Origin of the sequence: Pseudomonas sp. Z4-20 (assembly GCF_051131955.1) — a bacterium.
Classification (GTDB): Bacteria; Pseudomonadota; Gammaproteobacteria; order Pseudomonadales; family Pseudomonadaceae; genus Aquipseudomonas; species Aquipseudomonas marvdashtae.
The window spans coordinates 2,910,086-2,932,017 of sequence record NZ_CP071641.1; the positions used below are offsets into that span (position 1 = coordinate 2,910,086).

The window sequence follows — 21,932 nt, forward strand, 5'->3', positions numbered from 1 at the left end:
GATAGTTTCATATGCCGCTTGCTGGCACCGGGTCATTTTATGCTTTTGCATGGACATCTTCACGTTTAGTCTTAGGAGTGTGTAGATTGAAGCCAAATCTCATTGCGGTTTCACGAAGGCGGGGGAATTGCCCTACACTAATCCGCTCAGCGCCGGAATCGATTGCCTCCATTGCCAAGCACTTCATGATTTTAACAACGTTATCCATGATGCCGTACGACTCAGAAAGGATCAGCGCGTTGATCTCCGGACATGAAGTATTAGATTTTATTTTTAAGGGCAAATGCGCTTCATAGGTCGCGAGAAAATCTACAAAATCCTGTCCCATTTCCCAGTCCTTCACATAATATTGCACAAAGCGCCTGTCTATGATTCGATCAAGCGTGAGAATACTGCATGCTTCAGTATTCCCAAACGCGATCACACACAGCTTCAACGTACCGGCAAGATTACGCATTAAGGAAAGGAGCGTCCGCTTTTGAGCGTAAGGCTGCAGCAGCGCATCATTCAGCTCATCAATAACGATTGCGCGTATTCCATTCTCAGCGATGTATTTTAAAATAAGCTCCTCTTTGTCGGCAGTACTTCGGCGACTTATATCAATTCCGAAAGCCTGACAAAGCCGATCATGCAGCTTAAAGCGACTTGTATTCTCAGTTAATTCGATAAAGACCATTTTTTTATCGGAATTGGAGCTGAGATATTTCAGGTGATGCCAAGCGGCTGTTTTGCCATCCCCCCCATTCCCATAAATAAAAATGCAAGATGCCTGAATTTGGTGAGCCGTGTAAAGCATGTGACTTAGACACTCAAACACTGGCGCAAACTTCGGGTTATCGATCCAAAAATCATGTCTGCAAATCTTAATTCGCTCCTCCACAGGTAACTCAAGCTTGTGGCGATGCGCCTCCAGAACGTGGGAATAGTCAAAAGTAGGATGTGAATTCATAGCTTGAACCTATCTACAATGATTTTTGGCTCGAAGGTATTTGCGACACCTCCGCTGTTAGTGATGACACGTGGCGTACCGATTACAGGCTGAGGTGCAGGAGGGTTAGGCAGTCGCTCTCCTTGCGCGGTGACGTCTTTAGCACCGGCGTCATCAGGCAGTGGCAGAGCCTGTTTTGGTTTAGCTTTTACCTGCTGCGCCAAGAGTCGCTGGCGCTCTTGGGCTTCGAGTGCATACTCATCGTCGAGCATTCCACTTGGAACGTTGTGGCCAACAAGGCGAGCGCGAGACAGCCCTCGGTGATTGCTGTAGGACTCCCAGTTGTTAGAGAGCCTATCGCGTGTAAAACTACACGCGACATGCATAAACTGCCCTTCAATCAATACCCATATCGACCCGAGATCATATGGCTGATACCTAATCTCAACGTCTCGATATCCAATGTAGGGCTCAAGCTCGTATCGACCATATCTTCTTCCCGCAAAGTTAATTCCGTAGGGATGGATGACGTGACCATAAGAAGGTGAGAGAAAATCAATCAGAAAACGATCATGATCCTCAGGGCGGATGACCCTATCTCGATCCAGCAGTCCCAGAGAGTCATAGTGATCCCACGCTTGACGTGGCGTGCATCCGAGCGCCTGACGAACAGTTCCGTTATAAAGTATTGCCTCGTCCAGTAAAAACTTTGCGCACTCAATTACATTATATTTTGCATCGTGCTCAGGAGTTAGCCCCTGCCTCTGAATCACATTACTTCCAGTGGTGCCCGGTAAAAAATGCACCGAGGTCATGAAGGTGCCAATCACTCTTTCTATCAGCCCTCCGTACCATTTCTTGTCAACAGGGCGATGATCCCAGTCCATCCCCCAGCGCTTGCATGTTGCAATGAAGCGAGGACTTGTGAACTCCGCAGCATTATCTGTGTAAATCTGAAAGGGGATGCCGTGAAAGGGATAAGAATTAATGCCAGGAGCGTATAGCTCCAAAGATTTCGTCTTATCAAGAATTGCGAAACTCAAAGCATTTGCAACTGTTCTCAACCCAGGCGCCTGCAGGCTTAAATACAGTCCGAGTATGACCCTTGTTAAGGAACACATTAAAATTGTCAGCCAGGGACGCCCAACTATTACGCTCGAATCAAATTCATCCACAAGCAGAATATCTACGGAGGTGTGATCCATTTGCACTTGCTGAAGCACCCGCTCCATAACCTTTTTCCCAGACTTAATAAGATACTTGTTATCACCTTTTTCCTTGCTATGTTTACGATAGTACTTCTCTTTCTCCGGCTTAGCCGCCACAAACCTTCTAGCTTGATACTTACTGGGGGTACGTTCATTGTCAGGACATAAACCTTGCGATTCCTTCCAAACCTTCGCCGAGGACGCGCTCGGCCCTCGATAGTATTCTTGATACGCCATTTCCAAGGCGGCGCGCTGCCCTTCCGTAAGTGTTTCGCGTCCGGGTTTGGTTCCTCGCTTCTTCCTTGCCAGCTCAAGATAGCTTTCGGACGCTAGGAATTTATTGTACAGCTTGTAAAACTGGCTCTTTTTAAGTTCGAGAAGTTCCATCGCCTTGGGCTGATCAATCATGTTTTGTTTTAGCTGCTGAAAAATGGTATCCCGTTTCCGGGCGAGCCGCAGCTCAGCGTCACTTACATTCAATGATTGATATGGCACAGCCTCACGCATCACAGTTGGATTGGCGGGCTTCCAAGGCCTTGGAATCCTTAAAGGAGGAACCTTGGCCCTAACTGGTCGTGATGTGTGAATTGTAATTGAGGTGCCAGAGTCCTTCGTCATTAACACTCACCATACTAGAGACATGAAGATTTTGGCAGCAAGTTATGTGAGTAGCCCTTATTAATTCATAGATACCTCATAGCTGACGCCAGATTAATTCACTTGTTCTCTTTAACTGCCAAGACTCTAAGTAATCACTGAGATCATTAATTGCTTTCGCAAAGGAGGCCTAGTGACTTCGCATTGGCAACACGCTAGCTCACCATGTCGAGAACATCAACTAATTTTTAACACCGCCACCAGTCAGAAAGTTGACACTTCGAATATCTAATATATTGCTTCAAGCCGTGAAAATATCCGCTGAGTTTCGCAGCAAAACCTTACCACTTGAAAATCAATAAGTTACACTGCGCCTGACTATTTATGCATAAATTGAAAATCACCAATAAACAACTAATTCGGATTTTCGAGTGAGCTAGAACTCGCTATAAGCTTACAAACATTTCTACCTGCCAACGTCAAAGAAATAGACTCTGCGGGCGCCTTGACGCACAGTAGCTGAGCTCGTGCCAAGCATATTTGCACGATTTCAATGGTCGAATTGAATTGACTGAGGCGATTTAGTTTTCTAGAGCCATTTATTAATGGTTTCCTATCTGGCGTGCCGTTGGCACCTCACTAGCTAGTAGGGACTCATAAACTCAGAAAGCAAGAACCTTAGTTTCTTAACTACTGTAGGGCCTTGTTTCGGCGCTCTCAGAAGATGACAGTTTTACCTTCGAGGTCGAAAAACTCTTCATCAGATTCAGACCGTGAAGACGAGCTTCCAAAAGACGGTCATCTGCATACGCATATCTACCACTAAAGCTTGGGATGCGTGTTTGCCAGCCAAGAAGACGAGTTTGATACGTGCTGAAGCCCCGCTTACAGCAGCGATGGAAGGGTTGTGGAGGTGTGAGCGAAACCAGTCGATGACGTGCATTCACTGTGGGGCCTTGCAGACTCGTGGTGAAGCCATTGACCGGAAAAAAGACGCGCTGCAGCCTTTGAGCGGAAAAAAGAATTCATTCTTCCGGTCTACGTCTTCGTCCCTGCAAAAACCTCAACCAGATCATAGGGATATGATTTTCCACTTAACTGATAAAGCTCACACCTGCCTCATCCAGACTACCCCTTCCATGTGCCTCTACTTACAACACTGGGCTACCGCTCACATCCGATGATGCTCCAGCAGAAAATCTACAAACACCCGCACCCGCGCAGGCATTGCTGCGCCTCCTACAAAGACGGCATGGATCGGCTCACGATCTCCGGGATTCCAGCCATCGAGTAGCTGCACCAAATCGCCGCGCCGCAGATCCTCGGCCACGCTGAATTCGCCGATACGCGCGATGCCGGCGCCTACCCGTGCGAATTGCGCCAGCGCCTCTCCACTGCTGCATTCGATGTTGCCGCTGACCTTCAGGGAGAATTCTTTGCCGTCGCGGGTGAACGGCCAGTTCGGTTCGGCGCGACGAAAATTGAAGCGCAAACAGTTGTGCCGCAGCAGGTCTTCCGGTTCCAAGGGGGTGCCATGGCGCTCTAGATACTCGGGCGACGCTACCACCACCTGGCCGATGTCGCCGATCCTGCGCGCGGTCAGCGGGCTGTCGGGCAGATAGCCGAACCGCACCGCCACGTCGGCCTGGCCGCCAAGAATGTCGACCACTTCGTCGCCGAGGGTAAGGTCGACGACGATGTTCGGGTAGCGCGCGCTGAATGCGGCCACCAAGGGAACGATTGCCTGTCGCCCATGGCCGAGGGCTGCACTGACCCGCAGACGGCCCCTTGGCACGCCTTGGTCGGCGATGGCGTCTTCGACCTCGGCCATGTCGGCCAGGATACGCCGGGCGCCGCGTAGGTAAGCTTCGCCCTCGGCGGTGAAAGTGATCGCTCGCGTGGTACGCAACAGCAAGCGGGTGCCAAGACGATGTTCGGTACGCGCAATGATCCGACTGACCGCCGAAGGTGTCAGGCCCAATGCTCGGGCGGCGGCCGACAAGCTGCCCTCCTGCGCCACCATGGCGAAAATCGCCATTTCACCTGATCTACCGTTGAAGTCCATTTGTGCTCCGAAGGCAAAGGTCTTTGCCAGAAATGCTATCTACCGCCTGAAAAGGTAGCATCGTAGCATTTGCTGCACAGATGAGGAGACTTCCATGCGTATCAATCCACCACTTGTCGCGCTCGCCATCGGTGCCTTTGGCATCGGCGTTACTGAGTTCGCCCCCATGGGCATGTTGCCGGGCATCGCTGCGGATCTCGGCGTTTCCATTCCCGCCGCGGGTCTGTTGGTCAGTGCTTACGCCTTGGGCGTTCTGCTCGGCGCGCCGCTGATGACCCTGACCACCGGGAGGATTCCCCGGCGCTACCTGCTGATCGGACTCATGGCGATTTTCACCCTGGGAAATCTGATGTCAGCCCTGGCGACCGATTACTACAGCCTGATGTTCGCCAGGGTGGTGACCTCACTGAACCACGGTGCGTTCTTTGGCGTTGGCTCCATTGTCGCCGCCAGCGTGGTCGCCCCGGAAAAACGTGCCGGGGCGGTCGCGGCCATGTTCATGGGCCTGACCCTGGCGACCATCGGCGGTGTGCCGCTTGCCGCCTGGTTTGGCGAATTGTTTGGCTGGCGCAGCGCATTCTGGGGAATTACCGGCCTGGGCGTAGTGACTATGGCCGCGTTGTGGTTCGCGCTGCCCAACCTGCCGGCACCGCAAGGCAAAGGTGTGCTGGCCGAAATTCGGGTGCTGGGCCGTGGCCCGGTGCTGGGAGCGTTGGCCCTGACCGTGGTCGGTTCAGGTGCGATGTTCACCGTTTTCACTTATATCGCCCCGATCCTGACCAGCGAGACTCATGCCTCCACGCCCTTTATCACTGCCATGCTCGTGCTGTTCGGTGTGGGGCTGACGCTGGGCAATATGTGGGGCGGCAAGGCCGCGGATCGCTCGATAGACCGCACCTTGATCGTTTCGCTGAGCGTGCTGATCCTCGTGCTGCTGGCGTTCACCGTGCTGATGCGCTGGCCGCTGCCGGCCGCAATTGCCATCTTGATCTGGGGTATCGCCAGTTTTGCCTTGGTGCCTCCATTGCAGATGCGCGTGATGGACGCCGCCAAGGACGCACCCAACCTGGCCTCGGCAGTGAATATCGGTGCCTTCAACTTCGGCAACGCGATGGGTGCGGCGCTCGGCGGCGCGGTGATCAACGCGGGGTTGGGTTATCCAGCGATTTCCCTGGCCGGAGCGGCAATGGCGGCTCTGGGATTGCTGATGGTGTTGGCTTTTGCCTGGCGTTCCAGGGTGGTTGCGGCTGAGGCGGTGTGAAGTCCCCCCTGCTCTCCTCTCTGCACAACACCTGGAACGCGCGCTGCAGGTCGCCCCAGGCTGGGCTAATCCAAGCACTCGACCACGCCCCGGTCCTCCCCCAGGAACCCGCCGCTCTGGTGGTGCCACAATCGCGCATAGGTACCGTTCTTGCCGAGCAATTGGGCGTGGGTGCCTTGCTCGATGATGCGCCCATCATCCATGACGATGAGCCTGTCCATGGCCGCGATCGTGGACAGTCGATGAGCGATGGCGATCACGGTCTTGCCCTTCATCATTTCGTCGAGGCTTTCCTGGATGGCTACCTCGACTTCCGAATCCAGCGCGCTGGTGGCCTCGTCAAGCAGCAGGATCGGGGCATTTTTGAGCATCACTCGGGCAATGGCGATGCGCTGACGCTGGCCGCCCGAAAGCTTGATCCCCCGCTCGCCCACCAGTGTGTCGTAGCCGCTATGGCCTTGCTTGTCGCTCAGTCGATTGATGAACCCATCCGCTTGGGCGCTGGCGGCGGCACTGCGTATTTCCTCATCGGTGGCGTCGGGGCGACCGTAGGCGATGTTGTCGCGGATGGACCGGTGCAACAGCGACGTGTCCTGGGTGACCATGCCGATGGCGCTGCGCAGGCTGTCCTGCGTGACATGCGCGATGTTCTGCCCGTCGATTCGAATCTCACCGCTGTCGACGTCGTAGAAGCGCAGGAGCAGATTGATCAACGTGGATTTCCCGGCGCCGGAGCGGCCCACCAGCCCGATCTTCTCGCCTGGGCGAATGCTCAGGCTCAGGCCATCGAGCACCTGGCGCTCGCCGTTGTAATTGAAGTTCACATTGTCGAAGGTGACCGCGCCACCGGTGGTGACCAGCGCGCCGGCATCGGGCGCATCTTTTACCTTGGGGCCGCGGGTCAAGGTCGCCATGCCGTCCTGCACGGTGCCGATGTTCTCGAACAGCGAAGTCATTTGCCACATGATCCAGTGCGACATGCCATTGATGCGCAACGCCATGGCCGTAATCGCCGCCACGGCACCGGTGCCGACTTCGCCTTGATGCCATAGCCACAGCGCATAACCGCCCGACCCCATGATCAATGCGACGACCAAAGCCTGATTGACAATCTCGAACTGGCTGACCAAGCGCATCTGGCGAAAACCGGTTTGCTTGAAATCTTCCATGGCAGCGCGGGCGAAGTGTGCTTCGCGTTTTGAGTGGGAGAACAGCTTCACCGTGGTGATGTTGGTGTAGGCGTCCGAGATACGCCCGGTCATCGACGACCGCGCATTGGCCTGCTCCTGGCCGACTTTCTCCAGGCGCGGCACGAAGTACCGCATGGCCAGGCCGAACAACGCCACCCAGGCAATGAAAGGCAGCATCAGCTTCAAATCAAAGCCGCCAGCCAGAGCAATGATCGCAATGAAATACACGCCAATCCCCGGCGCGATCTCGATGATGGTGAACAGCACCTCGCGCACGGACAGCGCCGTTTGCATCACTTTGGTAGTGACCCGGCCGGAGAACTCATCCGAGAAGAACGAAAGGCTTTGCCGCAGCATCAGCCGATGAAAATCCCAGCGCAGTCGCAACGGCAGATTGATCGCCAATATCTGGTGCTGCACCATCGTGCGCAACGCCACCAGCCCGATGCTGGTCACCAGCATGATACCGATGCCCCACAGGACCCGGCTTTCCTGCCGGGTCGCATCACCACCGGCCTGCCAGGTCGAGAGCAGGTCGACGACCTGGCCGAGAAAAGAAAACAGCCAGGCTTCGTAGATCGACACCCCGGCGCTAAGCAGCGCCAGCGCCAGGATGTAACCGCGGGCGCCCCGCGTACAGGCCCACAGGAACCGCGCCAGACCGTCCGGTGGTGGCGGCACCTCGTCGGGCGGAAAAGGGTCGAGCCGTTGTTCAAATGCGTGAAGCATGGTGTCTCCATGACGATCCAATAAGGAGATTGGCATCTAAAGATTGCTTTGAAGGGTTTGGATGGAGGGCAAGATTATCCGTTCAAAGATTTTTCCATGACGATTGTGCGCTCTGCGCCGTGAAACGCGTCGCGAACTTTGCGAAAACCCAGGGAGCAATAAAACGCTTCTGCCGTGATCGAGGAAGGGACTCGCAACCATTCAACGCCGCGGCATCCACGCTGGTTGCCTTTCGAATAACGCAGTCCATTGAGCGCTGTTCCTTGCGTTCGGTTGTTGAAATGCCAGTGTAGGCGACTGCATGCCCACCGCACTCCGCACCGTCGCCGAGCACCATTTTTATGGGCACCACGCCCGCCACCCAGTCAGCCAGCGTTTGACATGTTCCTGTCAGCCAAGCGTCACCCTGACGTCAGATCCTCTTCCCTAAAGTACTCCCTGACTGCCCTGCGGTGCCGCTGTGACCAGCGGACCGATACAGGACCCATCGCTTTAGCTGGAACGGTTGCCATCAGCCGGAAGGAGAAACGCAATGAGCCATCCTGATGCGCACGTCAGTGCCCTCGAGCAATTTACCTGGCAATCGACACTCGACAGCAATCTGGACAGAAAAGGCCTGTTGCTCCGGCTGTTCGCCGAACAGCGATTCATGGCCGCGCAGGTGCGCGCCTGCAAGCTTGATCACAAGGATTACCTGCTTTCGCTGATTGATCCGGCGTCGACGACGAACGACGACACTCGGCACTCATCAAGCGTCGATAGCCATCGAATGCGGAGCGTCATCAGCGAAGCGGCAAAGAAAGCCCATTGGGGCACGCTCCCAAGACATGGTCGGGCGCAAGGCATCGCCGCCCACTATGACGCGCAGACCTGCATGGCGGTCGTACTCGATATCGAGGTGAGCGACGAAGGCCGCTTGATCATTCATGACGCGGTCGTGGTTGCGGACTTGGGTTGCTTGGCAAATTCTGGTCGCGTGCGCTCGCAGCTCGAAGGCGCTTGCCTGATGGGGATAGCGTTTGTGACGTCCTGCGATTTTGATCCGACCACCGGAGACGCCCGGGCTAAACCTGCCTATCGTACCCGCTGGCCACTGGTCTCTTGGCTGCCAGGACAGATCGCGGTGCACCTGATCAATCCCACCGGGGCTCGCGAAGCCGGCCAGCCCAGCCAGACCAGTTACGCACCTGTTGCCCGGGCCCTGTGCAATGCTATTTTGAGGGCTACGGGTAACGGGTCGGTCCGGATCCAGTCACTCCAAAGATCGAGCGCAAATTAATTCGCAGTTCCGCCGGGCTTATCAGGCAGCTATTCGAAACCCTTCGCTCAAACGGCTCCCACTTTGCGCACAGGCCAGGATTCAATCCGGTTTTTCCCAAGTCGCTTGGCCGCGTAGAGCGCCGAGTCAGCCGCTTTCAAAAGAGTACCTTGATCGGCCCCGCTGGTTTCTGTGGAAGCGACCCCAAACGAAGCCGTCACCGTGAATGTCTGCCCGTGGTCTGTAAGGCTCGTCTCTTCCAACGATGCTCGTATGGCTTCTGCTCGTGAAGCCGCGACCTCGGCTGAACATTCCGGCAGGATCACAATCAGCTCCTCGCCGCCAAAGCGACAGGCAATATCGGATGACCTGAGAGATTGCACGATCAATGCGGAGACCGCGCGCAGCACGGCGTCGCCGGCTGCATGGCCGTAAGAGTCATTCAACTGCTTGAAGTTATCGAGGTCCAGCATGATGACGCTCAGGCAAGAGCCGTTGCGCTCGGAGCGAGCGAGTTCGCGCTTGAGCGTCTCATCCATGAAGCGCCGGTTGTACAGCCCCGTCAGCGGATCCTTGATGGACTGGGTTTCCAGGACCTGGCGCATCCTGCCATTCGCCAAGGCCAATGCCGTTTGTTCCGCCACGGCTTCAGCGACCTGGTGCCCCTCCTCGGCCAAGTCACGCAGCCCAACTTGACGGATATGCAACAGCCCCAGAATCTCGCCATACGCCATTAACGGCAGACAACAATCGGTCACTTGCTCGGTCTCCGACGCCGCGGGGTAATGGGGGCAGCAGAGATCGCGGTGATGCTCGGTCAAATGCGATCGCCCTCGCCTGATTGCCCAGCAATCCTTGGGATTGAGCATGACATCGGTGCCCTTTTCCTCAACCTGCCCCCAGGACGCAGCGTGCTGCAGGACATCAGCAGAGTTGCGATAGAGAAAAAACTCCCCTTCGCTGGCAGGTATCAATCGCTGGCAGTAAGTGCTGGCCAGCTGGAGTATTTCCATCTGGGACAGCTCTGTCTGCAGCAACCTCGCCATGTCAGCGAGCAGGCCGATCTCGCCGTTACGGCGTTTCAAGCGCTCCAGGCTCTGGCTCAGTTGATCGCTGGCCAGGATCGCCGCTGCGGCGGACTCCGACTGACGACGGACGCTGCGGCGCATGGATACGTAAATGAAGCGACCTAAACCCAGGGTAACGATGAAACTAGCGATCGAAATCGCAACGGCCCAGCGAATGTTGCTTAGAAGCTGACGTTCGAGCGCCGCCAGTTCCTTTGTTTCGTCACTGATCAGTTCAGCGCTGATGGTACGAACGACGTCCATCAGGTCTTTACCACCGCCAGCAGCAATTTCCTCCTCGGCAGCATCATTTCCGTGGAGACTTACCAGCTTCACCACCCGATCCAGGTGCACCATTTTAAGCTCGGCATGACGGATGAACTCTTCAACACGCCCAACCTCTTCGGCTGGATCGCCTTGATAGGCTGCTCGCAGGCTTTTGAGGGCCGGAGGCAGTTGGGATACGGCGACATAGTAAGGTTGTAGAAAGACGTCCTTTTCCGTCAACGCGTAACCGCGCTCACCGGTTTCGGCATCAACCAACAGCCCTTGGACGTTGCGGATACGATCTATCTGTACCTCGACAACGTTTCGCTCCAGGCGAGTCTCGTTTGTCCAGAATAAGGTGATGGGACCAACGGCCGCTGTGACGGCCATGACAAGCGTCGCGGCACCCGCGGCGAAAAGAAGGCTTGCTTTACGATCAGGCATTGAAGATTACGCTCTTGGAAATCCAGCGAGGTCGGCCTAATGGAGACAGGCGCCAAGAGACAGAACCGACAAACGGTTTATTGCTTTGCACAATAAGGTAACCAAGCTGTATCCGCCAGATACCGCCAACGCTCTGGGAAACCCGTGCCGCATAACAAGCGCCGCGTGACGCTAGACAAATCAACGCTTCCAGGCCCGCAGAGGTTCTGCCCCCTGCCTTTAGGATCCAATGTTTTTTTCAATACCTGCGTGCTCAGCGCCTTTGAATAGACGCCGCCGTTGGCCTTGAGTATTTCATTCAAGGCCACGGCGCAATACCCTTTCGCGAGTGCCCTCCTCCACTTGCCCCGACAGGGCGATCAGGGGAAAGGCGCACGATCTGAAAACGCCGCCCCCTCAATATGGTAGACCGTCGGTTCTTCGGAAAAATATTCCTCCAAGCCCAGCATGAACACCCGATGGTCTTCACTTTCTTCAAAACCAGGCGTGTGGTCCTCAAGCGATTGCCATCGCACGATCAGATTGAATTGCTCGGGCGTTTCAATCCCTTGCGCCAGCAAGTGCCCGCAGTATCCCTTTGCGCCGGTAAGCAAGGGAGCGACCTCGGCAAATGCACCTTTGAACGATTCAATGCGTTCTTTGTGAACGGGCAACTTAGCGATCTCGTAGATCATGGCGTTTCTCCAGATTGATTTGATGACTGCGCACTCACCGAATGAGCGACGGCTCGACTGCAATCGCGATTTTTCCCTGAAGACCATTGTTGGGGCTCTCCAGCCGCGCATGGGCGAGCGCGAGGTCGGCAAGTGAATAAACGGCGCCGACGTGCGGGCGCAGCTGACCGCGCTCTATCAGGGTGCTCAACTCGTCCAGCTTGCCGCGGTTTTGTCGAGTGAAAACGAAGTGATAACTCGCGTTCTTGCCCCAGGCCTGGATGACGTTTTGTGGCTGGGCAATGTCCACGATGCTGACAACCCGGCCAAGTTGAGCGAGGGCGTCGGGGCTGCGCGATAATGTGTTGCCGCCGATGGTGTCAAACACCACATCGACGCCGCGGCCATTGGTTTCTCGATTGATCGCGTCGACGTAATCCTCTTTTTCGTAATCGATGAGCACATCGGCACCCATGCTTCGGGCGAATTCAAAGTTCGCTTCTCGCACGGTGGTGAAGACCCGCGCTCCGATGGCCTTCGCCAACTGGATCGCTACATGACCGACACCCCCCGCTCCACCGTGTATCAGAATGCTCTCGCCCACTTTGAGCGCTGCGCGCACGACCAATGCTTCCCACGCCGTGCCGCCAACCAAAGTCAGGCTAGCCGCCTCAAGATGGCTCAGCGAGGCGGGCTTCTTCCCGACGATGCTTTCGGCAGCGACGTGGTACTCGGCATAACTTCCTGGCCCTTCAAATATTTGCGGGGTGTACCAGACTTCGTCTCCTGGAACGAAGGCCGTCACACCCGACCCAACGGCTTCGACAACGCCAGATACGTCGTGGCCGGTAATCGCCGGCAGTGGCACCAGGTCGGCGTAATCACCCCGTCGAACCTGGAAATCCAATGGGTTGATGGAGGTTGCGTGGACTCGGACCAGGACTTGTCCCGACTGGGGCACGGGCTTGGGCACGTCGCTGAGCTCGAACGATTCAGGGCCGCCAAATGATTTCAGGATCATCGCTTTCATGGGTATCTCCTCATATCTATAAAAAGGGATATCGAGATATCTCGATATTTCACGGTAAAAAATTACAGCTCTTTTCCAATGATCTCGGCCAGCGCACTGATGGTTGCTTCATTCCGTTTGTAATAAGTCCACTGACCGATGCGCCTGACCTCTACCAGGCCCACTCGTTGCAACGTGGCCAGGTAACCCGACACCGTTGACTGAGAGAGTCCGATGCCTTCTTGAATACTGCTGACGCAGACTCCCACCGTGAGAACGTCACCCTCATCCTGCGGAGGGAAGTTCTTTGCGGGATCCTTCAAGCCTTTCAAGATTTCAAGGCGTGTAGGATTCGAGAGGGCTTTGAATATTTCGATCAGTTCCATGCTCCGAGGATATCGAGATTTTTCGATATGTCAATGCGCAACGTCAATTCAGTTTCTGGCCAGCCTGCTATCTCTCCAACCACTGCCCGAAGAGCTGAGGTAATTGCACGCGCATCCACTCGATGAACGCTTGAACTTGCGGGGCCAGGTGAGACCTGCTCGGATACAAGACCGATACAGGTCTAGCACGAGGTCGACAGCGCCGAAGCACCTCGACCAATGAACCGTCAGCAAGGTAACGGTCAAGGGTAATGCCAGGCGCTTGCAGAATGCCGAAGCCGGCGACGCCGCATTCCACATAGGCGTTGGACTCGTTGACCGTGATGCCATGGCGACTGACGTAGGCTCGCTCGCTAGCCCCATCGATAAACTGCCAAGGCAACGGGCGCTGGTTCTGGCCGGAGAGAAACGTGACGCCACGGTGCGCGCTCAGGTCATCAAGCGTCTTGGGTTCTCCATGCTCCTGAAGGTACCTGGGCGCAGCGCAAGTGATCATCGTGGCGTGGCCGATGCTACGGGCGACGAGACTCGAATCGGGCAGATCGCCGATACGCAGCGCGCAGTCCACGCCCTCCGCCACCAAGTCCACCGTCCTATCCGTCACGCCAAGTGCCAGCTCGATGGCAGGGTATCGCGTGGTGAAATCCCTGAAGCTCTCGATGAGCGCCGGCTGGGAAAAGGCTGTCGGGATGTCGACACGTAGCCGTCCGCGCATCGCCGAGCCTGGCAGCCCAAACATCGAAGTGGCCTGCGCAACGTCGCCAAGAATGCCTTTCACTCGCTCGTAAAAGCGCTCACCTTCAGAAGTGAGCCGCACCTTTCGCGTGGTTCGCTGGAATAGCCGCACGCCTAACGAAGTCTCCAGCTCTTGAATCGCACGACTGACTTGGGGGCGGCCTAGCTGCAAGGCGTCTGCCGTTCGGGTGAAGCTGCCGAGTTCGGCCAGCCTGGCGAACACCTGCATTGACTGAAGCAACTCCATGGGACCTCTCTCTGTTGTTTATTGTTAGCGCCAGAACGACAAGTTTTAACAAAACTATTGCCATAAAGCATAACAATCTTGTGCCTTTCCGCGCATTTATTGCGCCCATCCCCTGCGCAACACTGTCGCCAGTTGGTTTCATGTCCCTCTGGAGAAAGACAAATGAAAGCGTGGCTTCTGAAAGATTTTGGTCTCGACAATCTTGTACTGGATGAAACACCCACCCCAGAACCCAAGGCCGGCGAGTTGTTGGTGAAAATTGGCTCGGTCTCCCTGAATTTTCGTGACAAAGCGATCATCGATGGTATTTACGAACCCCATCTGGTGCCCAAGCCGTTGATCCCGGTGAGTGACGCAGCAGGGACCGTGGTCGCGGTCGGCGAAGGCGTCAGCCGCTTCAAGGTGGGCGACCGCGTTAACTCGCACCTGTATTCGCGCTGGATCGATGGCGAGCCTGGCCCGAACGAGCCTGCCTATTGCTTCGGCATGCCGCTCCCAGGCGGCTTGGCCGAGTACATGATCATTCACGAAGAAAGTGCCGTTCGGGCGCCAGATAACATGTCGGACGAAGAAGCGTCCACCTTGCCGATTGCAGCGCTGACGGCTTGGTATTCGTTGGTGGATTATGGCCAGATTCAGCCAGGTCAGACAGTCCTCGTACAGGGGACCGGGGGCGTCTCGATTTTCGCGGTGCAGCTGGCAACCGCGCTTGGCGCCAAGGTTATCGTCACCTCAAGCAGTGACGAAAATCTGCAAGCGGTGAAGCAGCTCGGCGCCGTCGCCGGCGTGAACTATCGGACCTTCCCACGCTGGGAAGAACAAGTGCTGAAACTGACCGACGGCAAGGGCGTGGACCTTCTGCTTGATGTTGCCGGCGGTGAAGGCCTGAATCAATCCATCCTGGCGACCAAGACCGCCGGCAAGATCGCGCAGATCGGCTTTCTGACCGGGCAAATCACCACGCTGAGCCTGATGCCGCTGATCTTCCGCCAGACCACCATTCGCGGCATTGCGGTCGCGCCTCGCTCATCGTTCGACCGCATGAACGAATTCCTCAACCAGCACGCGATCCGCCCGGTGATCGAGCAGACCTATGCGTTCGAAGAAGCGCAGCAGGCCTTCCAGCACTTGGCTCGTGGGGCGTTTGGCAAGGTGGTAATAAAGGTTTCGTAGAACAGCAGTAGCCGCCCTCGCCTTTTGGCGGTTGTTTTACAAGTCAGTACACCTGCAACTGGCGCAACTCCCCGCCCTCTTCCTTGAGGCGCTCCAGATACACCTCAGCGTTCAGCAATTGATAAGGAAAATGGAGCCCCGGTGAAGTCGGTGGCTGGCCGTCCACCCCAGTCAGGCGCTCCAGGAGCATGGCGACGCTGAGGCCGGTCAGTGGCGCCGTACCCGCAGGGTGGATCACGGCATGACGTGTGCGCAGCGGCTCGCCCTTCAGGCCTTCGCCCGCGAGTTCGATGATTATCTCGGTCGACATCGGCCTACCCTGGCGTCGGGTTGAACTGATGCCGATGCCAATGTTGAACTGGACGTTGGCGGCGCCCGTCGCGACGGCCAGCCCGGCGACGTCGATGGACGAGAAACCGGCGGCTTCGATTTCCGTGCCGTCTACCGCCTGGAACCTGCCCTTGGCATCCTCGCCTTCGCGCCAGACGAACACACCGTCGCGCCGTGTCAGTGCCGCTGGCAGCATTTTATTCAGGTGCTCAAAATCGCTGGCGACGGTCGGGCCGCCGGTGTCCTGCTCGTCGACCAGCGCGTTTATACTGATAGCGTCGACCCGACTGAATGCTCGCGCAATGCTCAGCGCCGATACGGTCGTCGCGCCTGCCATCCACTCGTAACCAAGGACAATCGGCGAGGCGCCAGGCGTGTGCATATACATTGCGATTTCCGGCGCGATCTCGAAGACTCCGGAGGAAATGCTGAGGTGCGGCACCCGCCGTTTCTGCGCATAACGCAATCCAGCAAGCGCGTGGTCCATATAAAAAACCACGACGGCGCTGATCGGGCGATCGCCTAGGCCCAAGTCGTCGGCGGCGGAGTCAATGACCACGCCCTGTGCCCCACCCATTTGCTCGGCGACCCGCTGGGCCTTGGCAAGATCGCGACCGCCAATCAACAGCGGCACGTCAGGATGGATCGCGCGCAGGGCGCGGGCAGTATGATGGCCAATGGCGCCAGAGCCGCCCATGAACAAGATAGGATCAAGTGACATTGCGAATTCTCCTCGTTTCCGGATCAAAACCTACTGTTAGTAGGTAAACTAGCACAACATCACGGACTTCCACCTACCATTGGTAGGTTTATTGATTTGGAACGACAACGTGCAGAAAAAAATCGAGCCTTCCTCCACCGATTCATCGCCCCGTCGGCTTTCGAAAGCCGAACGGCGCAAGCAGTTGCTCGACACCGCCTTGCTGATCGTGCGCGAGGAAAACGCAGACCGCTTGACCCTGGGACATCTTGCCGTTCGCGCTGGCGTGTCCAAGCCGGTCGTGTACGATCATTTCGGCACTCGTTCGGGCCTGCTGATCGAACTCTACAAGTGGATCGATACCGAGCGGGTCAGCGCTTTTCGTGAGGCGATGGCCAACACTGCGCGTAGCCCGCAGGAGACAGCTCAAGTCCTGGCCGGTGCCTACATCCAGTGCGCTGCGGACAATACCGACGAATTTCATGCGGTGGGCGCTGCCCTGGCCGGCAGCGAAGAGAAGGCAGCGGTTTTTCAGGAACTGCTGGATAATTGCGTGCAGATGTTCGTCAGCGTGCTCGCGCCTCACGCAACGTTGCCCGCCGTCGAGCTTGAGCGCTGCTGCATTGGGCTGGTTGGTGCGGGAGAAGCGCTTTCCGCTGCCTTGGTCAGGGGGCGCCATGGCGAGGACGAAGTCATTGAAGCGTTCGCTTCGCTGATCCGGGGCGTCTTGGGTTCGAACCGAGCAAGGCCCCTTTCGTAGCAACAGGCTTGATCAATACCTCAAGGACGTCTCCATGCGTAAGGATTACCTGGCTTTCTTCATTTCCCTGTTTCTGTCGAGGCTGGCGGATCAGATCTTGCTGTTCATCGTGCCGCTGGTGGTGTTCCAGACCACCCACAGCGCTTCCTGGGCCGGATTGGCGTTTTTCGTCGAGTCACTGCCGCGGTTCCTCGCGTTTCCGTTATGTGGCGCCTTGTGCGACAAGTACTCGCCGATCAGGATCCTGCACATCAGCCAGGTCTATCGAGCGCTGCTTTGCGTACTGGCGATGGCGCTCTATGGAGTCTTCGGTGGCATCGCTTGGCTTGTGGTGCTATCAGCCGTGTGCGGCGTGCTGACTACCCAAGGCATCATGGCTCGCGAAGTACTGATGCCGCATATCTTCCAGCACTATAGCTACACCAAGACCTTGTCTTACTCCCAGATCGCCGACCAGACCGGACTGGTCCTTGGCCCCCTGGTCGCAGCATTGATGCTGGACGTGTGGGCCTGGCATTGGGTGGTGCTGTGGATCGCCGGGCTGTTCCTCCTGGCGGACCTGAGCATGCGGGTGTGGCAACGCCTCAGCCGCATTACCCTGGAGACGTTCGAGCAGCATGAGGACATTTGGCTGCAACCGCTGCGGATCGCCTTCGGGCACATTGGCAATCTGGCGCAGTTGAAGAAAATCATCACCCTGGCGGTAGGCGTCAACCTGATCGTTGGCGTCACCATGGCCACCTCGGCGGCCATGGTGATCGGCGAGTACAGCGCCGGCAAGGACAACTATGCAGGCTTACAGGCGGCGGGCGCCGTGACCACGATCGTGATCCTGTTCTTTCTCGCCCGAGTGGCCCTGCCACTGCGGGTCCTGGGTGGCGTCGGCTACTCAATGATCGCCGCTGGCGCCTTCATCAGTGCCCTGAGTCCGAACCTGTTCGGCTACGTCTTGGGGTTCCTGTTGATTGTCGGTTTCGACAAGATGTTCAACGTCTACATGCGCACGATCCGGCAACAGGTCATACCGCCTCAGGATTTCGGCAAGACCGTAGGCGTGATCACGTTGCTCAATAACCTGTCGCAGCCTCTAGCCGGTTTGCTGGTAGCGTTGCTAGCCTCGCCTTTGGGCACGCAGCAGGTGATCCTGATCCTCGCCGTGCTGACCACGCTTCTGGGGGGCGCCGCGCTGTGGTGGTTTGCGAAGGCGCCACTTCACACCGACTGCCCAAGCAAGAGCAGCGTCTTGCGGTCCGGTTCACCCGAATAAAACAGGTCGAGCGCTTGTTGATACACCGGGGATCCGGACGGGACACTCGTGAAAAGCGTCAGGCACGAGCGGAATTTCATATCATCGGGCGAGCCGAATATCTGCCCGGCACTCAGCCTTCGGTGCTGCAAAACGGCTTCAACGCACGCCTCCAGTCGGGGGCCGAGCAACGCGTGCTGTAGATAGGCGCGAGCCTCGGCAGGGCCGGAAATCGCGAAGCGTCCGGCCATTTCGGAACGTCCGAGTCCCTGCAATTGCGCAAAGACGAACCACATCCAGTGACTGGTCTTGCGGCCCGCGCGCAGCTCCTCCATGACTCGACTGAACACCGGGCGCTGGGCCTCGACGAAACGGGACAGATTGAAAGTATCCTGCATGGCTCAGGCCGTCTGTTCCCGCTCCAGCCGCTTGAGCAGCGCCTCGGCAGCGGCTTCGGAAGATGCAGGATTCTGGCCGGTGATCAGGTGCCCGTCCTCGACTACATAGCTCGCCCAGTCCGCGCCTTTGGAATACTCGCCGCCCTTGGCCTTGAGCATGTCCTCCACCAGGAACGGCACCACGTGCGTCAGCCCCACCGCCTCTTCCTCGGAGTTGGTGAACCCGGTGACTTTCTTGCCTTTCACCACGGGTTGCCCGTCCGGTGCGTTGACGTTCTTCAACACGCCAGGGGCATGACAAACCGCCGCGATGGGTTTGTTCGAGGCATAGAAGGCTTCGATGAGCGTTTTGGAATCGGTGTCCTCGGCGAGATCCCAAAGGGGCCCGTGGCCTCCTGGATAGAACACGGCATCGAAATCATAGGGGTCGACCTCGCCCAGTGGCAGCGTGTTGGCCAATGCCGCTTGGGCCTTGGTATCGGCACCGAAGCGGCGAGTCGCATCGGTCTGGGCATCCGCTTCATCGCTCTTGGGGTCCAGCGGCGGTTGGCCGCCCTTTGGAGAAGCCAGCGTGACCGTGGCCCCGGCGTCGACGAACACGTAATAGGGCGCGGCAAATTCTTCCAGCCAGAAACCGGTCTTCTTGCCGGTGTCGCCCAACTGATCGTGAGATGTAAGGACCATTAGAATCTTCATGTGAGCCTATCCTCCGAGTGTGAATGGGCGAAGTGCGTTCGCCCTGCATTACTGTCAGAGGCTGTGTGGGGATGGACGTTCAAAAACGTTCTTCAAGCCCTGGCCGAAATCGCCGCCAAACGCAGCTCCCGTGAAGCGGCATAGTCGGCCTTACGGCCCAGTTGCCAGCCCAGGTAGCCCCACAGCAACGCGCAACACGCCCCCACCATTGCGGCCATACCGGCGCCCTGCCCCAGCATGTCGAGAAGACTCTTGGCCCAGCCACTCATGGCGTCACCGGCGCGATAAACCACGGTGTCGATGAAGTTCTTGGCCTTGTATTTACTCTCGGCATCCAGCGGCGCGAAGAGCATTTCCCTGCCCGGCCGCACGAACGCGTACTCGCCGATGCGTCGAATGATCATCAATGTCGCAAGCAGCGCAAATCCAGGCGCCAATGCAAGACCGACGAAGCCGATGCACATGAGCAACGGCACGATGGCCAACAGTGCGCGGATCCCCAGCTTCGGCGCGATACGACCGGTGATGAACAGTTGGGACAGTAACGCGCCCGCCTGGACGATGATGTCGATGGTGCCGAAGATGCGAACTTGCGAGGCGCGGTCCGGGTAGAGCTCGGCCACCAGGCGCGCCTGCTCGAAGTAGAGAAAGGTGCTGACCGTCGCCAACAGCACCACGAAGCCGGCGATCCCCAGCAGGTAAGGTGACTGGAACACCGCCGTCAAACCACTGAACGGGTTGCCCTGCAATGGCTGTCGGGGGCTTTGCGTCGGCGCCGCGCCAGGTCGGCCGGCCCCGCCCGTTTCTCGCCAACTCATCAGGGCCCGCTTCAATACCAGCGTGACACCGAGCAGCAAGGCCGCCAGCAGCATCAAGCCTGACGCACCGATCGCCTCGATGAACAGCGCACTCAGGGCCGGCCCCAGCAGACCGCCGATGCTGGCGCCCGCCGCGATGAAGGCGAATAAACGCTTGGCCTGCTCGCTGTCGAAGACATCCGCCATCAAGCTCCAGGCCACCGACACCACGAACAGGTTGTAGACCGAAATCCAGACGTAAAAGACCCTCGCCAGCCAGATGCTGTCCGGCTGGAACTGGAAGACCTCGACGAACATCAGCAGGTTGAAGCCGAAGAAGCCGTACACCCAGTCGATGAGGCGCAGGCGCGGCACTCGGGCACTGAGCCAAGCGAATAGCGGAACCGCCACCAGCATGGCCAGGAAAGTCGCGGTGAACAGCCATTGCAGGTTCTCCACCCCCGCCGCGATACCCATCGATTCGCGGATCGGACGCAGCATGAAATAACCGGTGAACAGACACAGGAACAGCAAAAAGCCGCACAGCGCCGGGCGCAGTTCACCGTCGCGGGCATTCAGGGCGAGGCTCAGCCGATGCAGATAGGAAGGCGTACGCATGGGAACTCCAAAAAACAGCTACGGACCAGAGGGATGGGCACGGAACGAGACCGTGCCCGAGGCGGCATCAGGGATAGATAACGCCGGTCAACCGTTCGGAGACCGCCCATAGCCGCTCGGCATCCGCTACGTCGGTCGCCGCGACGGGCGTCTTGGCGAAGCCCAGCGGACCGCGTTTCTCCTCGTCCCCCGTCGGGCCGTAATAAGCACCGCCCACGGCCTGCGGCGCCGTGGCGGCATACAGCGTGGGCAGTGCGCCTTGCGCCGCTGAGTGGTACACGTCGCGGTCCTTAGCCCAGCGCTGACCGAACTCGCTGTTGAGGCCCGGACCGCGCGCAATCAACTCGGTGACCGCAACGCCTGGGTGCGCGGCAATGCTGCGAATCCCCCACTTTTGGGCGTCACTGCGCTGTTGTAACGCAAAGGACCAATGCAGGATCGCCAGTTTCGACTGCGCGTAGGTCACATACGGGTCGTACTTTTGCTCGGCCTGAAGGTCATCAAAATTCACCGCGCCGCGCGCCGCTGCAATGCTTGAAAGGCTTACCACCCGGGCGTCCTCGCTTTGACGCAAGAGCGGCACCAGCAGGCCGGTCAGGGCAAAATGTCCCAGGTAATTGGTCGCCAGCTGCAGTTCGTAACCGTCCGCCGAAGTGCCGCGTTCGGGCGGCGACATGATGGCGGCATTGTTGATCAGCACGTCGAGGCGCGGCAGCTTCTGGTTAAGGCGTTGGGCTAGGCCGCGCACGGATGAGAGATTGGCCAGGTCCACGGCCTCGAATTGCACCTTGGCGCCGGGCACCGACTGCTGGATCCGGGCAATGGCCTCGGCGCCGCGTTCTGGATTGCGCGCCGCGATAATCACTTCGGCACCGGCGCGCGCCAGCGCCAGCGCATCCTCATAACCCATGCCGCTGGTGCCGCCGGTGATCAGCACGATCCGGCCCTTCTGGGATGGCATGTCGTCGGTCGACCAGTCGGGTTTCGGGGCAACTCGAGCCGAAGCCTCAATGCTTATGGCGCTGAGCAGCGCGACGCCGGCGGCCAGCGTCCGGGCCAGTCTCATCAGCGCACTGGTGCGGTTCTTGAAGTTGATTGCGCCGAAGCTTGTTGTTCTATTCCACATGGTTGAATGCTCTCTATTTAAAGAATTAAACGACACGGCCGGCG

General features: G+C 57.6%; 19 protein-coding genes and 1 pseudogene. 5 read left to right on the forward strand and 15 right to left on the reverse strand.

Annotated features, from left to right (window positions below; all coding sequences use genetic code 11):
• Positions 1 to 37: 37 nt before the first annotated feature.
• The 3 genes from J3P82_RS13265 to J3P82_RS13275 all read right to left on the reverse strand — a co-directional run bounded on the left by J3P82_RS13265 (position 38) and on the right by J3P82_RS13275 (position 4,798).
• The gene (locus J3P82_RS13265; protein WP_434557245.1) at positions 38 to 949 is read right to left on the reverse strand and encodes a TniB family NTP-binding protein; all 912 of its coding nucleotides are present in this window, start codon (positions 947 to 949) and stop codon (positions 38 to 40) included.
• Positions 946 to 2,754 carry a transposase gene (locus J3P82_RS13270; RefSeq protein WP_434557246.1) on the reverse strand — a complete coding sequence of 603 codons (1,809 nt, stop codon included), beginning with the start codon at positions 2,752 to 2,754 and terminating at the stop codon, positions 946 to 948. The genes J3P82_RS13265 and J3P82_RS13270 overlap by 4 nt, the downstream gene beginning before the upstream one ends.
• 1,150 nt (positions 2,755 to 3,904) lie before the next feature.
• Positions 3,905 to 4,798, reverse strand: a complete 894-nt coding sequence (locus J3P82_RS13275; protein ID WP_434557247.1) for a LysR family transcriptional regulator — start codon at positions 4,796 to 4,798, stop codon at positions 3,905 to 3,907.
• A gap of 94 nt (positions 4,799 to 4,892) precedes the next feature.
• Here J3P82_RS13275 and J3P82_RS13280 point away from each other — a divergent pair, with 94 nt between their 5' ends.
• On the forward strand, positions 4,893 to 6,059 hold the full coding sequence (locus J3P82_RS13280; RefSeq protein ID WP_434557248.1) for an MFS transporter: 1,167 nt from the start codon (positions 4,893 to 4,895) through the stop codon (positions 6,057 to 6,059).
• A 65-nt stretch (positions 6,060 to 6,124) separates the two neighbouring features.
• Here the strand turns inward: J3P82_RS13280 and J3P82_RS13285 are convergent, their stop codons facing one another.
• Together J3P82_RS13285 and J3P82_RS13290 are read right to left on the reverse strand one after the other, a co-directional pair.
• Positions 6,125 to 7,978 (reverse strand): ABC transporter ATP-binding protein, encoded by a 1,854-nt coding sequence (locus tag J3P82_RS13285; protein WP_434557249.1) that lies wholly within the window; start codon positions 7,976 to 7,978, stop codon positions 6,125 to 6,127.
• A gap of 74 nt (positions 7,979 to 8,052) precedes the next feature.
• Positions 8,053 to 8,187 (reverse strand): annotated as a pseudogene (locus tag J3P82_RS13290) (GNAT family N-acetyltransferase); the annotation flags it as partial.
• A 323-nt stretch (positions 8,188 to 8,510) separates the two neighbouring features.
• Here J3P82_RS13290 and J3P82_RS13295 point away from each other — a divergent pair.
• Positions 8,511 to 9,257, forward strand: coding sequence for a hypothetical protein (locus J3P82_RS13295; RefSeq protein WP_434557250.1), 747 nt, complete (start codon positions 8,511 to 8,513; stop codon positions 9,255 to 9,257).
• 47 nt (positions 9,258 to 9,304) lie between these two features.
• On the opposite strand, the gene J3P82_RS13300 is transcribed toward J3P82_RS13295, so the two are convergent.
• From J3P82_RS13300 to J3P82_RS13320, 5 genes are all read right to left on the reverse strand, one after another.
• On the reverse strand, positions 9,305 to 11,014 hold the full coding sequence (locus J3P82_RS13300; protein ID WP_434557251.1) for a diguanylate cyclase: 1,710 nt from the start codon (positions 11,012 to 11,014) through the stop codon (positions 9,305 to 9,307).
• A gap of 359 nt (positions 11,015 to 11,373) precedes the next feature.
• A complete protein-coding gene (locus J3P82_RS13305; RefSeq protein WP_434557252.1) occupies positions 11,374 to 11,688 on the reverse strand; it encodes an antibiotic biosynthesis monooxygenase family protein in 315 nt (104 codons plus the stop codon).
• 34 nt (positions 11,689 to 11,722) lie between these two features.
• Positions 11,723 to 12,697, reverse strand: a complete 975-nt coding sequence (locus J3P82_RS13310; RefSeq protein WP_434557253.1) for a zinc-dependent alcohol dehydrogenase family protein — start codon at positions 12,695 to 12,697, stop codon at positions 11,723 to 11,725.
• Positions 12,698 to 12,759: 62 nt separating this feature from the next.
• Positions 12,760 to 13,062 carry an ArsR/SmtB family transcription factor gene (locus tag J3P82_RS13315; RefSeq protein ID WP_186610312.1) on the reverse strand — a complete coding sequence of 101 codons (303 nt, stop codon included), beginning with the start codon at positions 13,060 to 13,062 and terminating at the stop codon, positions 12,760 to 12,762.
• 67 nt (positions 13,063 to 13,129) lie between these two features.
• Positions 13,130 to 14,044, reverse strand: coding sequence for a LysR substrate-binding domain-containing protein (locus J3P82_RS13320; RefSeq protein WP_434557254.1), 915 nt, complete (start codon positions 14,042 to 14,044; stop codon positions 13,130 to 13,132).
• Positions 14,045 to 14,206: 162 nt separating this feature from the next.
• On the opposite strand from J3P82_RS13320, the gene J3P82_RS13325 reads away from it, so the two are divergent.
• The gene (locus tag J3P82_RS13325) at positions 14,207 to 15,217 is read left to right on the forward strand and encodes a zinc-dependent alcohol dehydrogenase family protein (RefSeq protein WP_434557255.1); all 1,011 of its coding nucleotides are present in this window, start codon (positions 14,207 to 14,209) and stop codon (positions 15,215 to 15,217) included.
• Positions 15,218 to 15,260: 43 nt separating this feature from the next.
• Here J3P82_RS13325 and J3P82_RS13330 read toward each other — a convergent pair whose 3' ends face one another.
• Positions 15,261 to 16,268: an NAD(P)-dependent oxidoreductase gene (locus J3P82_RS13330; protein ID WP_434557256.1), complete on the reverse strand. Its 1,008-nt coding sequence runs from the start codon at positions 16,266 to 16,268 to the stop codon at positions 15,261 to 15,263.
• A gap of 109 nt (positions 16,269 to 16,377) precedes the next feature.
• Here J3P82_RS13330 and J3P82_RS13335 point away from each other — a divergent pair, with 109 nt between their 5' ends.
• Together J3P82_RS13335 and J3P82_RS13340 are read left to right on the forward strand one after the other, a co-directional pair.
• The gene (locus tag J3P82_RS13335) at positions 16,378 to 17,007 is read left to right on the forward strand and encodes a TetR/AcrR family transcriptional regulator (protein WP_434557257.1); all 630 of its coding nucleotides are present in this window, start codon (positions 16,378 to 16,380) and stop codon (positions 17,005 to 17,007) included.
• A gap of 34 nt (positions 17,008 to 17,041) precedes the next feature.
• Positions 17,042 to 18,274 carry an MFS transporter gene (locus J3P82_RS13340; protein WP_434557258.1) on the forward strand — a complete coding sequence of 411 codons (1,233 nt, stop codon included), beginning with the start codon at positions 17,042 to 17,044 and terminating at the stop codon, positions 18,272 to 18,274.
• Here the strand turns inward: J3P82_RS13340 and J3P82_RS13345 are convergent.
• From J3P82_RS13345 to J3P82_RS13360, 4 genes are all read right to left on the reverse strand, one after another.
• Positions 18,220 to 18,651 (reverse strand): DUF1810 domain-containing protein, encoded by a 432-nt coding sequence (locus J3P82_RS13345; protein WP_434557259.1) that lies wholly within the window; start codon positions 18,649 to 18,651, stop codon positions 18,220 to 18,222. The two genes, J3P82_RS13340 and J3P82_RS13345, sit on opposite strands and share 55 nt — an antisense overlap.
• 3 nt (positions 18,652 to 18,654) lie before the next feature.
• Entirely contained in the window at positions 18,655 to 19,347 is a 693-nt protein-coding gene (locus tag J3P82_RS13350) for a type 1 glutamine amidotransferase domain-containing protein (protein WP_434557260.1), read from the reverse strand.
• 92 nt (positions 19,348 to 19,439) lie between these two features.
• Positions 19,440 to 20,762, reverse strand: coding sequence for an NTP/NDP exchange transporter (locus tag J3P82_RS13355; RefSeq protein WP_434557261.1), 1,323 nt, complete (start codon positions 20,760 to 20,762; stop codon positions 19,440 to 19,442).
• 67 nt (positions 20,763 to 20,829) lie between these two features.
• Positions 20,830 to 21,888 carry an oxidoreductase gene (locus J3P82_RS13360; RefSeq protein ID WP_434557262.1) on the reverse strand — a complete coding sequence of 353 codons (1,059 nt, stop codon included), beginning with the start codon at positions 21,886 to 21,888 and terminating at the stop codon, positions 20,830 to 20,832.
• Between the last annotated feature and the right edge of the window lie 44 nt (positions 21,889 to 21,932).